This window comes from Streptomyces sp. (genome assembly GCF_035563135.1).
GTDB lineage: Bacteria > Actinomycetota > Actinomycetes > Streptomycetales > Streptomycetaceae > Streptomyces.
This window is the reverse complement of sequence record NZ_DATMVN010000019.1, coordinates 1-13,506: the sequence shown is the minus strand read 5'-3', so window position 1 is coordinate 13,506 and position 13,506 is coordinate 1. Positions and strand designations below refer to the sequence as shown.

General features: G+C 70.2%; 13 protein-coding genes. 2 read left to right on the top strand and 11 right to left on the bottom strand.

Features of this window, described 5'->3' with window-relative positions:
- From VN520_RS01035 to VN520_RS01005, 7 genes are all read right to left on the bottom strand, one after another.
- Positions 1–1,564 (bottom strand): NADH-quinone oxidoreductase subunit G (locus tag VN520_RS01035; RefSeq protein ID WP_325744895.1); only part of this gene is annotated, 1,564 nt, incomplete at its 3' end.
- Positions 1,561–2,934, bottom strand: coding sequence for an NADH-quinone oxidoreductase subunit NuoF (gene nuoF / locus VN520_RS01030; RefSeq protein ID WP_325744894.1), 1,374 nt, complete (start codon positions 2,932–2,934; stop codon positions 1,561–1,563). The genes VN520_RS01035 and nuoF, both read right to left, overlap by 4 nt.
- Positions 2,934–3,800, bottom strand: a complete 867-nt coding sequence (gene nuoE / locus VN520_RS01025; RefSeq protein WP_325744897.1) for an NADH-quinone oxidoreductase subunit NuoE — start codon at positions 3,798–3,800, stop codon at positions 2,934–2,936. Before nuoE ends, nuoF begins: the two co-directional genes overlap by 1 nt.
- 29 nt (positions 3,801–3,829) lie before the next feature.
- Positions 3,830–5,164 (bottom strand): NADH-quinone oxidoreductase subunit D, encoded by a 1,335-nt coding sequence (locus VN520_RS01020; protein ID WP_325744893.1) that lies wholly within the window; start codon positions 5,162–5,164, stop codon positions 3,830–3,832.
- Positions 5,164–5,880 carry an NADH-quinone oxidoreductase subunit C gene (locus VN520_RS01015; protein ID WP_325744892.1) on the bottom strand — a complete coding sequence of 239 codons (717 nt, stop codon included), beginning with the start codon at positions 5,878–5,880 and terminating at the stop codon, positions 5,164–5,166. The genes VN520_RS01020 and VN520_RS01015 overlap by 1 nt, the downstream gene beginning before the upstream one ends.
- Positions 5,877–6,431 (bottom strand): NuoB/complex I 20 kDa subunit family protein, encoded by a 555-nt coding sequence (locus VN520_RS01010; protein ID WP_014154689.1) that lies wholly within the window; start codon positions 6,429–6,431, stop codon positions 5,877–5,879. Before VN520_RS01010 ends, VN520_RS01015 begins: the two co-directional genes overlap by 4 nt.
- Before the next feature lie 18 nt (positions 6,432–6,449).
- Entirely contained in the window at positions 6,450–6,809 is a 360-nt protein-coding gene (locus VN520_RS01005) for an NADH-quinone oxidoreductase subunit A (RefSeq protein WP_031093067.1), read from the bottom strand.
- Positions 6,810–7,845: 1,036 nt separating this feature from the next.
- Between VN520_RS01005 and VN520_RS01000 the strand changes: the two genes are divergently transcribed.
- On the top strand, positions 7,846–8,682 hold the full coding sequence (locus tag VN520_RS01000) for a C40 family peptidase (protein WP_325744891.1): 837 nt from the start codon (positions 7,846–7,848) through the stop codon (positions 8,680–8,682).
- A gap of 144 nt (positions 8,683–8,826) precedes the next feature.
- Here the strand turns inward: VN520_RS01000 and mptB are convergent, their stop codons facing one another.
- Both mptB and VN520_RS00990 read right to left on the bottom strand, forming a co-directional pair.
- Positions 8,827–10,344: a polyprenol phosphomannose-dependent alpha 1,6 mannosyltransferase MptB gene (gene mptB / locus VN520_RS00995; RefSeq protein WP_325744890.1), complete on the bottom strand. Its 1,518-nt coding sequence runs from the start codon at positions 10,342–10,344 to the stop codon at positions 8,827–8,829.
- Between the two features lie 68 nt (positions 10,345–10,412).
- On the bottom strand, positions 10,413–11,696 hold the full coding sequence (locus VN520_RS00990; RefSeq protein ID WP_325744889.1) for a geranylgeranyl reductase family protein: 1,284 nt from the start codon (positions 11,694–11,696) through the stop codon (positions 10,413–10,415).
- A 97-nt stretch (positions 11,697–11,793) separates the two neighbouring features.
- Here VN520_RS00990 and VN520_RS00985 point away from each other — a divergent pair, with 97 nt between their 5' ends.
- On the top strand, positions 11,794–12,312 hold the full coding sequence (locus tag VN520_RS00985; protein ID WP_325744896.1) for a GNAT family N-acetyltransferase: 519 nt from the start codon (positions 11,794–11,796) through the stop codon (positions 12,310–12,312).
- 109 nt (positions 12,313–12,421) lie between these two features.
- Here VN520_RS00985 and VN520_RS00980 read toward each other — a convergent pair whose 3' ends face one another.
- Complete coding sequence (locus VN520_RS00980) at positions 12,422–12,763, bottom strand: hypothetical protein (protein ID WP_325744888.1); 342 nt, start codon at positions 12,761–12,763, stop codon at positions 12,422–12,424.
- Positions 12,760–13,407 carry a hypothetical protein gene (locus VN520_RS00975; RefSeq protein WP_325744887.1) on the bottom strand — a complete coding sequence of 216 codons (648 nt, stop codon included), beginning with the start codon at positions 13,405–13,407 and terminating at the stop codon, positions 12,760–12,762. The genes VN520_RS00980 and VN520_RS00975 overlap by 4 nt, the downstream gene beginning before the upstream one ends.
- Positions 13,408–13,506 lie beyond the last annotated feature (99 nt).

Genomic DNA, 13,506 nt, shown 5'->3' with positions numbered 1-13,506 from the left:
AGAGCCGCTGCCGATGCACCGCGCGGGCGACGACGTCGCGGGGCGCGAGGTCGCCCAGTGCGTGGTAGCGGCGCATGAAGGGGTGGCCCGCGGCGTCCACAAGGACGGCGCCTTCGCCGCGCAGCGCCTCGGCCGCGACGGCCCCGTCGCTCTCCAGGCCGACCCCGCCCGCGAGGGCGTCCAGCCATTCGGTCTCGGTGCCGGGCGCGGCGGGGAGCAGCGTGCCGCCCGCCTTCACGAGGCCCCGGCTGGCGTGCGAGGCGAGCGCGAAGGTCCGCTGGCCGCGCTTGCGGAAAGCCTTGCGGAGCCGCAGGAAGACGCCGGGCGCCTCCTCCTCGGACTCGAAGCCGACGAGCAGGACCGCCGGGGCCTTCTCCAGCGCGGTGTAGGTGACCCCGCTGCCGTCCAGGTCACGTCCGCGCCCGGCGACCCGGGCGGCGAGGAAGTCGGCTTCCTCACCGCTGTGGACGCGGGCCCGGAAGTCGATGTCGTTGGTGTTCAGGGCGACCCGCGCGAACTTGCTGTACGCGTAGGCGTCCTCGACGGTCAGCCGGCCGCCGGTGAGCACCCCGGTCCTGCCGCGTGCGGCCGAGAGTCCGGCCGCCGCCGCCTCCAGCGCCTCGGGCCAGCTCGCCGGCTCCAGCACACCCTCCGCGCTGCGTACGAGCGGCGTGGTCAGCCGGTCGCGCTGCTGGGCGTAGCGGAAGCCGAAGCGCCCCTTGTCGCAGAGCCACTCCTCGTTGACCTCGGGGTCGTCGGCGGCGAGCCGCCGCATGACCTTGCCGCGCCGGTGGTCGGTCCGGGTCGCGCAGCCGCCGGCGCAGTGCTCGCACACCGAGGGCGTCGACACCAGGTCGAAGGGCCGGGAGCGGAAGCGGTACGCCGCCGAGGTCAGGGCCCCGACCGGGCAGATCTGGATGGTGTTGCCGGAGAAGTACGACTCGAAGGGGTCGCCCGCTCCGGTGCCGACCTGCTGGAGCGCGCCGCGCTCCAGCAGCTCGATCATCGGGTCGCCCGCCACCTGGTTGGAGAACCGGGTGCAGCGCGCGCAGAGCACGCACCGCTCGCGGTCCAGCAGCACCTGGGTGGAGATGGGCACGGGCTTCTCGAAGGTGCGCTTCTTCCCGTCGAAGCGGGAGTCGGTGCCGCCGTGCGACATCGCCTGGTTCTGCAGGGGGCACTCACCGCCCTTGTCGCAGACCGGGCAGTCCAGCGGGTGGTTGATGAGCAGGAGCTCCATCACCCCCTTCTGGGCCTTCTCCGCGACGGACGAGGTGATCTGCGACTTCACGACCATGCCGTCGGTGCACGTGATGGTGCAGGAGGCCATCGGCTTGCGCTGGCCCTCGACCTCGACGATGCACTGCCGGCAGGCGCCGGCCGGATCGAGGAGCGGGTGGTCGCAGAAGCGCGGGATCTCGATGCCCAGGAGTTCGGCGGCGCGGATGACGAGGGTGCCCTTGGGCACGCTGATCTCGATGCCGTCGATCGTGAGCGTGACGAGGTCCTCGGGCGGAACGGCCGCCTCGCCGCCCCCGGAGGGCGCACTCGTGGTGACTGTCATGCGTTCACCCCCCGGTGAGCGTTCTTGTCGTCCTTGTCGTCGGCCCAGAGGGTCGACCTGGCCGGATCGAAGGGGCAGCCCTTGCCGGTGATGTGCTGTTCGTACTCCTCGCGGAAGTACTTCAGCGAGGAGAAGATCGGCGAGGCGGCGCCGTCGCCGAGTGCGCAGAACGACTTGCCGTTGATGTTGTCGGCGATGTCGTTGAGCTTGTCGAGGTCCGCCATCTGCCCGTTGCCGGCCTCGATGTCCCGGAGCAGCTGGACGAGCCAGTAGGTCCCCTCGCGGCACGGTGTGCACTTGCCGCAGGACTCATGGGCGTAGAACTCGGTCCAGCGGGTGACGGCGCGCACCACGCAGGTGGTCTCGTCGAAGCACTGGAGCGCCTTGGTGCCGAGCATCGATCCGGCGGCGCCGACGCCCTCGTAGTCCAGGGGGACGTCGAGGTGTTCGTCGGTGAACATCGGGGTGGAGGAGCCGCCGGGGGTCCAGAACTTCAGGCGGTGCCCGGCCCGGATGCCGCCGCTCATGTCGAGCAGCTGGCGCAGGGTGATGCCGAGCGGGGCCTCGTACTGGCCGGGGCTGGTGACGTGCCCGCTGAGCGAGTACAGCGTGAAGCCCGGGGACTTCTCGCTGCCCATCGACTTGAACCAGTCCTTGCCCTTGTTCAGGATCGCGGGAACCGAGGCGATGGACTCGACGTTGTTCACGACGGTGGGACAGGCGTACAGACCGGCGACCGCGGGGAAGGGGGGACGCAGCCGGGGCTGGCCGCGCCGTCCTTCGAGCGAGTCGAGCAGCGCGGTTTCCTCTCCGCAGATGTACGCGCCCGCACCCGCGTGCACCGTGAGTTCCAGGTCGAGCCCCGAACCCAGGATGTCCGTCCCCAGGTACCCCGCCTCGTACGCCTCGCGCACGGCCTCGTGCAGCCGCCGCAGCACGGGGACGACCTCGCCGCGCAGGTAGATGAAGGCGTGCGAGGAGCGGATCGCGTAACAGGCGATCACGATGCCCTCGATGAGGCTGTGCGGATTCGCGAAGAGGAGCGGGATGTCCTTGCAGGTCCCGGGCTCCGACTCGTCGGCGTTGACCACGAGGTAGTGCGGCTTGCCGTCGCCCTGCGGGATGAACTGCCACTTCATCCCGGTGGGGAAGCCCGCTCCTCCGCGTCCGCGCAGACCGGAGTCCTTGACGTACGCGATGAGGTCGTCGGGTGACATCGCGAGGGCCTTGCGCAGCCCCTCGTATCCGTCGTGCCGGCGGTAGGTGTCCAGCGTCCAGGACTCCGGTTCGTCCCAGAAGGAGGAGAGGACGGGCGCCAGGAGCTTCTCCGGGCTGGTCCCGTTCTGGTCGATCTCGGCTGCCAAGGTCATCACTCCCCCTCCTCGGCGGCGGGCCCGGCCGGGTGCTCCGGGTCGGAGGCCGAGGTCGGCTGCGTAGCGTCCGGTGCCCCGAAGGGGCTCGTTGAGGGGTGGGGGTCGGGTGACGGGCGGGCGTGCGAGCTGAGGTGCTCGGCGCCCTTCTGCGGCGCGTCCTGAGGCGCCCCGCCCCTCTGTCCGACCACGCGCGCGTGCGGTGCGGCCTCTCCCCTGGCGAGCTTCAGCCCGGCCAGGGAGGCGGGGCCCGCTCCGCCGCTCGCCTCGACGGCACCGGGTCGCTCGTCGGGGAAGCCGGCCAGGATCCGGGCCGTCTCCTTGTACGTGCACAGGGGCGCGCCCCGGGTGGGCTCCACGGTCCGGCCGGCGATCAGGTCGTCGACGAGCCGGGTGGCGCTCTCCGGCGTCTGGTTGTCGAAGAACTCCCAGTTGACCATCACGACGGGTGCGAAGTCGCAGGCCGCGTTGCACTCGATGTGTTCGAGGGTGACCTTGCCGTCGTCGGTCGTCTCGGCGTTGCCGACGCCCAGGTGGTCCTTGAGCCGGTCGAAGATGGCGTCGCCGCCCATGACCGCGCACAGGGTGTTGGTGCAGACCCCGACCTGGTAGTCACCGCTCGGCCGGCGCCGGTACATCGTGTAGAAGGTGGCGACCGCGGTGACCTCGGCGGTGGTGAGGCCGAGCTGGTCGGCGCAGAACGCCATGCCCGTGCGGGAGACGTACCCCTCCTCGGACTGCACCAGGTGCAGCAGCGGCAGCAGTGCGGAGCGGCTGCCGGGGTAGCGGGCGATCACCTCCTTCGCGTCCGCTTCGAGCCGGGCGAGCACCTCGGCCGGGTAGGCGGGGGCGGGGAGCTGCGGCATCCCCAGGCTGACTTCTTGGTTGGACGCGGTCACCGGTCGACGCCTCCCATCACGGGGTCGATGGACGCGACGGCGACGATGACGTCGGCGACCTGGCCGCCCTCGCACATCGCCGCCATGGCCTGGAGGTTGGTGAAGGACGGGTCGCGGAAGTGGACCCGGAAGGGGCGCGTGCCGCCGTCCGAGACGACGTGCACGCCGAGTTCGCCCTTGGGGGACTCCATGGCGGTGTACGCCTGCCCGGCCGGGACCCGGAAGCCCTCGGTCACCAGCTTGAAGTGGTGGATCAGGGCCTCCATGGAGGTGCCCATGATCTTCTTGATGTGGTCGAGCGAGTTGCCGAGTCCGTCGGGCCCCAGCGCGAGCTGTGCGGGCCAGGCGATCTTCTTGTCACCGACCATGACCGGGCCGGGCTCCAGCCGGTCCAGGCACTGCTCGATGATCCTGAGCGACTGGCGCATCTCCTCCAGGCGGATGAGGAAGCGGCCGTAGGCGTCGCAGGTGTCCGCGGTGGGCACGTCGAACTCGTAGTCCTCGTAACCGCAGTACGGATCGGTCTTGCGCAGGTCGTGCGGGAGTCCGGCCGACCTGAGGACCGGGCCGGTGGCTCCGAGCGCCATGCAGCCGGTCAGGTCGAGGTATCCGACGTCCTGCATACGGGCCTTGAAGATGGGGTTGCCGGTCGCGAGCTTGTCGTACTCCGGCAGGTTCTTCTTCATGGTCTTCACGAACTCGCGGAGCCGGTCGACCGCGCCCATGGGCAGGTCCTGGGCCAGGCCGCCGGGCCGGATGAACGCGTGGTTCATCCGCAGCCCGGTGATCAGCTCGAAGATGTCGAGGACGAGCTCGCGGTCGCGGAAGCCGTAGATCATGATCGTCGTGGCGCCGAGCTCCATGCCGCCGGTGGCGACGCACACCAGATGCGAGGAGATCCGGTTGAGCTCCATCAGGAGCACCCGCAGGACGGTGGCCCGGTCGGGGATCTGGTCCTCGATGCCGAGGAGCTTCTCGACCCCGAGGCAGTACGCCGCCTCGTTGAAGAACGGGGTCAGGTAGTCCATGCGCGTGACGAAGGTGGTGCCCTGGGTCCAGTTCCGGAATTCGAGGTTCTTCTCGATGCCGGTGTGGAGGTAGCCGATGCCGCAGCGGGCCTCGGTGACGGTCTCGCCGTCGATCTCCAGGATCAGCCGCAGCACGCCGTGCGTGGACGGGTGCTGGGGACCCATGTTGACGATGATGCGTTCGTCGTCCGACTTGGCGGCGGATTCGACGACCTCGTCCCAGTCGCCGCCGGTGACTGTATATACAGTCCCCTCGGTGGTGGCCCTGGGTGTCGAGTGGGGCGTTGCGTGGGGAGTGGTCATCAGCTGTACGACCTCCGCTGGTCCGGAGCCGGGATCTGGGCGCCCTTGTACTCGACGGCGATACCGCCGAGCGGATAGTCCTTGCGCTGCGGGAAGCCCTGCCAGTCGTCCGGCATCATGATCCGGGTCAGGGCGGGGTGCCCCTCGAAGACCAGCCCGAAGAAGTCGTACGTCTCGCGCTCGTGCCAGTCGTTGGTCGGGTAGACGCCGACCAGGGAGGGGATGCGCGGATCACTGTCCGGGACGGACACCTCGAGGCGGATCAGCCGCCCGTGGGTGAGTGAGCGCAGGTGGTAGACCGCATGCAGCTCGCGGCCCTTGTCCCCCGGGTAGTGGACTCCGCTGACGCCCGTACAGAGTTCGAAGCGCAGGGCCGGATCGTCGCGCAGGGTGCGGGCGACCTGGACCAGGTGCTCGCGTGCGACGAAGAAGGTGAGTTCGTCCCGGTCGACGACCGTCTTCTCGACGGCGTTGCCGGGGAGCAGGTCCTGCTCCTCCAGGGCCCCTTCCAGCTCGTCGGCCACTTCGTCGAACCAGCCGCCGTACGGCCGGGGGGTGGCCCCCGGCAGGGTCACCGTGCGGACGAGTCCGCCGTAACCGGAGGTGTCACCGCCGCTCCTGGCGCCGAACATGCCCCTGCGTACGCCGATGACCTCACCGGACTCGTCGCGCGGGGTGGGTACCTGGCCGCTGTTCGTGTTCTGCTCGTCGCTCATCGCAGCAGCCCCTTCATCTCGATCAGGGGGAGTGCCTTGAGGGCCGCCTCCTCCGCCTCGCGGGCGGCCTCCTCCGCGTTGACCCCGAGCTTGGAGCCCTGGATCTTCTGGTGGAGCTTGAGGATGGCGTCGATCAGCATCTCGGGACGCGGCGGGCACCCCGGCAGATAGATGTCGACCGGGACAATATGATCGACACCCTGGACAATGGCGTAGTTATTGAACATTCCACCCGATGACGCACAGACCCCCATGGAGATGACCCACTTGGGGCTCGGCATCTGGTCGTAGACCTGCCGCAGGACGGGCGCCATCTTCTGGCTGACCCGCCCGGCGACGATCATCAGGTCCGCCTGCCGCGGTGATCCGCGGAAGACCTCCATTCCGAAACGGGCCAGGTCGTACCGCCCGGCGCCGGTCGTCATCATCTCGATGGCGCAGCAGGCGAGGCCGAAGGTGGCGGGGAAGACGGACGACTTCCGCACCCAGCCGGCGGCCTGCTCGACAGTGGTCAGCACAAAGCCGCTCGGCAGCTTCTCTTCGAGTCCCATGGTGTGCCCCTCAGCCCCTCAGTCCCATTCCAGGCCGCCCCGGCGCCACACATACGCGTAGGCGACGAAGACGGTGAGCACGAAGAGCAGCATCTCCACGAGCCCGAAGATCCCCAGGGCGTCGAAGGTGACCGCCCAGGGATAGAGGAAGACGATCTCGATGTCGAAGACGATGAACAGCATCGCCGTCAGGTAGTACTTGATGGGGAAACGGCCGCCTCCGGCTGGAGTGGGGGTGGGTTCGATGCCGCACTCGTACGCTTCGAGCTTTGCCCGGTTGTACCGCCTGGGGCCGATAAGCGTGGCCATGACCACGGAGAAGATCGCAAACCCTGCCCCGAGGGCGCCGAGCACGAGGATGGGCGCGTAGGCATTCACGCTCCTCGCTCCTTCCAGTCGTCCTTGACCGTTGGACCGCATCGGGCGACCGGCTCGCCACCTCATCAAGATCGTGCACATGTGAGGCAGTTCACAAGCCCGACTGCCCCGCATCCTATGCCTGCTCTCCTGTGATCTGCGACACGGGGTGCACACCCGAGTTTGTGATCTCCACCACCCGTCGAACGATCATGAAGTCGGATGAGCGGTGATCTACGCACGCGAAGCGGCCGAGCAGTTACGAGACGTGACATTTGACGGCGTTACCGCTGGTCAAAGCCATGGGGCACTATCAATGGTAGGCACCTACATGCAAATTGGCGATGGACGCCGAGAAGGTGATAAAGGAATCGGTCCGAATCCACGCCCACCCGGAAGAGGGGCCGCCAGGACCGAGGTGGACGGTGGCCATGCGCATTCGTTCACTAACTCTCCGCTTCCATGGGCGGGATGGAGGAGGAGGGTGCTCACGCACCCGTCGCCGGCCGGCCGGGGAGGAGAGCGCGGAGCGAGCGGCACCCCTCGGCCGGCGCCGTGAGCGAGGACGCCTCACGGCCGGACCGGGGCCGCGGACGGGCAGGACGGATGGCCGAGCGGAGCGGACGGCCGGAAGGGGCGCCTCGGGGACCGCGGGATCACCGGGGTCCCTTGGGGGCCCACCGAAAAGGCGTGACTCAAAACGGACATGACTGACCAATAGGTCGCGAGACGACAAGATGCAGGCGGCCCCCGGACCGCACCCCGGCCACGGCTGCGCGGTTGCCTCTCGCGGAAGACTCATGCTGTGACCTGCATCACTTCATGCACGCTTCAAGAAAAGCGGGCTTGGCCAACCGTGTGAACGGATGGTAAGCGGCGGGCAATTCGGGCGTATTGAAAGAACACCGTGATCACAGCGATATGTGCGTGCGCCCGTTTTGCCCGTTAGGGCGTCAATAAGGGCCCGGAATAAGCGGATTCATGGGTTCCGAACGTAACTGTGTCGCAACACACGTTTCTTGATGGGACCCCTACAGCCCTGATAGCGGTAGTACTCATGTCCCACACCGCTCACATACCCAGCCACCGGAAGCCCCGCCAGAGTGCCTCGAAGACGGCGCTGCGGGCAGGAGTTGCCGGTGGCGTCCTCAGCACCATCGCGGTCGCGGGTGCCGCCGGTCCGGCTCAGGCCGAGCCGGTGACCCAGACCATCGAGATGCCCACCATCACGGCCGGGCTCTCCACCTCCGTCGCCGCGTCCGCGCAGGCGACCCAGGCGGTCGCTCTCGAATTCGAGACGCAGGCCCACGAGGACGCCGCAGCCGAAACCGCTGCCAAGGCCGCCAAGAAGGCCAAGGCCGAGGCGGTCCGCAAGGCAGAGGCCAAGAAGAAGGCCGAAGCAGCCGCCAAGGCCGAGGCGGAGGCCGCCGAGCGCGCCTCCCGCTCCGCCGAGCGCACCACGCTCAGCGCGTCCTCCGACTCCTCCTCCTCCAGCTCGTCCGCCTCGTCCTTCTCCGCCCCGTCGTCCTCGAACGCCACCGGGTCCGCCGCGGCCGTCATCGCGTTCGCGCAGTCCCAGATCGGTGACGCGTACGTCTCCGGTGGCACCGGCCCGAACTCGTGGGACTGCTCGGGCCTGGTCCAGGCCGCCTTCGGCTCGGTGAACATCGACCTGCCGCGCGTCTCGCAGAGCCAGTCGACCGCCGGGACCCAGGTCTCGCTCGACAACCTCCAGCCCGGCGACATCCTGTACTGGGGCGGTGCGGGCAGCGCGTACCACGTCGGGATCTACGTGGGCGGCGGCCAGTTCGTCGGTGCGCAGAACTCCAGCACCGGCGTCGTGCAGGCCTCCCTGGACTACGACCCGCCGTCGGGCGCCGTCCGCGTTCTCTGATTCACAAGCGGTCGCGCGTCGCCCCTGCCGTCCTCCGGGGGCCGCGCCCGCAGCGACGGGCCGCCACCCCCGCCCGGGGTGGCGGCCCGTCGTCATGCCCTGGCGCGGGGGCCGGCCACGCGGCCCCGGCAGGTACGCCGGGCGTCAGCTTCCTGCCCGGACCCCGGATCCGGCCGCCGTGTCCCCGGCGCCCTCCGTGCTCCCGGTGCCCTCCACGTCCCCGCCCCGGCGCTGGCCGGGCAGCCGGGGCTTCCCGTGCGCGGCCGCCTCCCGGCGCAGGAGCAGCGCCCCCGCCGCACAGGTGAGTCCGGCGAGCACGAAGCCGTACGGCGGGGTGGAGCCCGAAGGCTGCGTCTCGTAGACGAGTGCCGCCGAGAGCACGACGAGCACGTCACGGACCTTGCTGTCAGCCGCGGTGGCGGCGAGCACGGCTGTCCCCCAGAGCAGGTACCACGGCTGCACCATCGGGGAGAGCGCCACCAGGGCCACCAGCCCGAGGCCCAGCCCGTGCACCGCCTCCAGGCGTCCGGCGGCCGAACGCCACGCCAGCAGCAGGATCAGGGCGACCCCCGCCGCGAGACCCAGGTTCTGCACGGCGGCCTTGACCGGGTCCGGGTCGGTCCCGGCGAGCAGCCGCAGGAGTTCGCCGAGCCCGAGGCCCAGATCACTGGCCACCGAGAGCGCGGTGTGGATCCGGCCCGCGACGCCTTGCGTACCCACCCAGCCGAAACCGGTCCCGCCGAGCAGCGTCATCAGCACCACGACCGCCCCGGCCACCGCCCCCGGCCCCCAGAGCCCCTTCGCCGCCCGGCGCACCAGCCCTCCGGAGGCGGCCCGGCCCACCAGGACGGCGATGAACAACAGGGCCACCGCCGCCGGGGTCTTGACCATCATGGCGAGTCCGACGAGCACCGAGCCGCTGATCCACCTCCCCCGCAGCGCGAGCACGACGCCCGCCAGCATCAGGCCGATCATCAGCCCGTCGTTGTGGAGGCCGCCCGCCACGTGCATCAGCAGCAGCGGGTTCAACGCACCCAGCCACAGGGCGGCGCCCGGGCTGCGGCCGTGCGCCCGTGCGAGGTGCGGCAGCGCCCAGGCGATCAGGGCCAGTGCCGCCAGGGCGAGCAGTCGCATGGCGAGGACGGCGGGCACGATCGTGCCACCGGTCGCCCAGGCCACGCCCTTCGCCAGGAGGAGGAAGAACGGGCCGTACGGCGCCGGGGTGTCGGTCCAGTGGCCGCCGACGCTCGCGGCGGCGTCCCCGCCCGGCCCTGCGGGGTCCAGGACGGACGGCCCCACCTCGTAGACGTCATGGCCTTCGAGGACCATCGCGCCCTGGGCGATGTAGCTGTAGACGTCGGCGCTGTACAGCGGGGGCGCCACCACGAACGGCGCGGTCCACCACCCCAGGGTGACCAGGCTGTCCCGTACGCCGGCGCCCGTCCTGCCGTACAGCCACCAGGCGACGACGAGCACCGTCAGCCCGCCGTACGCCAGTGCGTAACCCGCCGCGGTCACCGCGGGCCCGTGGGGGACCCACAGTCCCCACGGGTCGTGGGCCGGCAGCGTGCCGACGGCCCAGCCCCCCAGCACGGCCGCCAGCGATCCGGCCGCGCCGAGTCTCCGGCAGCCGCCGGTCGTCCATGCCCGTGTCGCCCCCATGGCCCGAAACCTACCGCAGGGCCGTCCGCCGGGGTCCGGGGCCCGGGGACGGCCCCGGGCCCGTCGGCTCAGGCCTTCGGGGCGACCTTCGAGAGGCCGTTGATGATGCGGTCCATGGCGTCGCCGCCCGTCGGGTCGGTGAGGTTGGCGAGCATCTTCAGCGTGAACTTCATCAGGACCGGGTGGGTCAGGCCGCGCTGCGTCGCGATCTTCATGACCTTCGGGTTCCCGATCATCTTCACGAAGGCGCGGCCCAGCGTGTAGTAGCCGCCGTAGGTGTCCTTGAGGATCTTCGGGTAGCGGTGCAGGGCCAGTTCACGCTGGGCCGGGGTGGCACGGGCGTGCGCCTGGACGATGACGTCCGCGGCGATCTGGCCCGACTCCATGGCGTAGGCGATGCCTTCGCCGTTGAACGGGTTGACGAGCCCGCCCGCGTCACCGACGAGCAGCAGGCCCTTGGTGTAGTGCGGCTGGCGGTTGAAGGCCATCGGGAGCGCGGCGCCGCGGATCGGCATCGTCATGTTCTCGGGGGTGTAGCCCCAGTCCTCCGGCATGGAGGCGCACCAGGCCTTGAGCACCTCGCGCCAGTCGAGCTCCTTGAAGGCGGACGAGGAGTTCAGGATGCCGAGGCCGACGTTGGAGGTGCCGTCGCCCATGCCGAAGATCCAGCCGTAACCGGGCAGCAGACGGTCCTCGGCGCCGCGGCGGTCCCACAGCTCCAGCCAGGACTCCAGGTAGTCGTCGTCGTGGCGGGGCGAGGTGAAGTACGTACGGACCGCGACACCCATCGGGCGGTCCTCGCGGCGGTGCAGGCCCATGTGGAGGGAGAGCCGGGTCGAGTTGCCGTCGGCGGCGACGACGAGCGGGGCGTGGAAGGTGACCGGGGTCTTCTCCTCGCCGAGCTTCGCGTGGACGCCGGTGATGCGGCCGGTGCGCTCGTCCTTCACGGGCTCACCGACGTTGCAGCGCTCGTACAGCCGGGCGCCCGCCTTCTGGGCCTGGCGGGCGAGCTGCTCGTCGAAGTCGTCGCGCTTGCGGACCAGACCGTAGTCCGGGTACGAGGCGAGGTCCGGCCAGTCCAGCTGGAGGCGCACACCGCCGCCGATGATGCGCAGGCCCTTGTTGCGCAGCCAGCCGGCCTCTTCGGAGATGTCGATGCCCATGGAGACGAGCTGCTTGGTGGCGCGCGGGGTGAGGCCGTCGCCGCAGACCTTCTCCCGCGGGAAGGCCGTCTTCTCCAGGAGGAGCACGTCGAGTCCGGCCTTGGCGAGGTGGTACGCGGTCGTCGAGCCGGCTGGGCCCGCTCCGACGACGATCACGTCCGCGCTGTGCTCGGAGAGGGGCTCGGTCACGGTCGGATCTCCCGAAGACTCGAATTCGCGTGCCGCGCGGCACATGGCACGTGCAGTCTATGGGTGCCTGCTGATCAACCTCCCGAAGGGCTCCCTGATGCCGCACGCGCCTGACACGACCCCGTCCGTACACCTGCGTGTCCCCACCGACGAGGACGCCTCCGCCTGGCACCGGGTGTTCGCCGATCCGGAGGTGATGGAGTTCCACGGCGGCCGCCCGGCGGAGTACTCCGTGTACGAGGAGCTGACCGCGCGGCAGCGCCGCCACGACGCGGAGCTCGGCCACTGCCTGTGGACGGTGCTGGACGACGCGGGCGAGGTGCTCGGCTTCACCGGCGCCCAGCCGTGGCCGCACGAGTCGTTCGGACCGGTGGGCGAGATCGAGATCGGCTGGCGGCTGGGCCGGGCCGCCTGGGGGCACGGCTACGCGACGGCGGCCGCACGGACCACGCTGGAGCGGATACGGGCGCTCGGGGTGCGGGAGGTCGTCGCGATGATCAACACGCGCAACGCCCGCTCCGTGGCGGTGGCCGTACGCCTCGGCATGCGGCAGGCCGAGACGTACACCTCCCCGGTGACGGGGCAGGAGGCGTACTGCTTCCGGCTGGAGCTCTGAGCCCGGCCGGTCCCCCGTCGCGTACGCCCCCGGCGGAGTGCCACCACTCCGCCGGTGAGGCGGCGCCGGGCGGCCTCGGGCCAGCGAGCCCCGGGGCGACGGGGGTGTCTCAGCCGTTGAGGATGTTGGTGAATTCCCAGGAGTGCCCGCCGGGGTGCTCGACGTACAGCGTGCACGCCGTCTGCCGCATGGGGTCCACGGTGGGGTCCACCCTTTCGCATGGTCTGGCGGTGACGTACGTGTAGTCCTCATGGGTCCACCACACCCACACCTCCGGGTCCCCTCGCCCGAGGTTCTCAAGGAAGTCCGCGTGGTCTTCGGGGTGTTCCCGGTCCAGTTCGCAGACCAGCCGGTCGTGGAGTCCGAACCGGTCCTGCGGTGGGTCGGCCCGGACGATGCCGGCCCAGGGGGCGGGAGCTGCGGCGTTGCAGCGGTGGGCGGCTCGTGTCATGAGGGGCGGCCCTGGCGGTCGGTGAGGCTGTCGGGGTCCAGGACACTCACGCCGCGCAGTTTCCGGTAGAGGCGTTGCGCGAGGAGCCCGGGGAGGCGGGGCTGGGTGTAGCTGGAGTACACGTCTTCTTCTGAGGCGGTCCATCCTTCGCGGTCGCCCTGTACCCGGTAGAGGGTGCCGGAGACGCCGCTCACCACGGATTTGCGGGCCAGCAGCAGGACGGGTTCCGCCTCCTCCTCGCGCAGGAAGGGGCAGTACTTCAGTGACAGGGGTACGCAGGCCGGGCACAGGGGCGGCATGTCGGTGACGACGCGCTCCAGGCGCAGCGGTGGTTCGTCGGGGTGCTGCCATTCGATGAACAAGGTTCCCGCGGCTGTGGGGGCGGGTTGTGCGCATACCTGGCACCACAGGTTTTCCATGCACCGGCGCTGTCGGGTGGGGTGCATGGAGTGGTACAGGACGGTTCCGCCTTCCCCTGCGGTCATGCGGGCCCAGAGGTTTCCGTGCGCGTCGCGGTCGCCGGGGTGGGGGCGGGTGTAGGCGAGGCGGGGTTTCCCGTTGGGCGGCACTTCCACGCAGAGGTCGGATACCAGGGGAGGGAGCTCGGTGCTGCGGGCGGCAACGTAGGGGATGGGGACGCGCACGGCTGTTCTCTCTGCTTGAGGACGGAAAGGGTCAGGTGCCCCGCCCGTGCGCCACGCGGGGCAGCACACGGGCGGGACTGTTCCCTCACCGCACCGGTA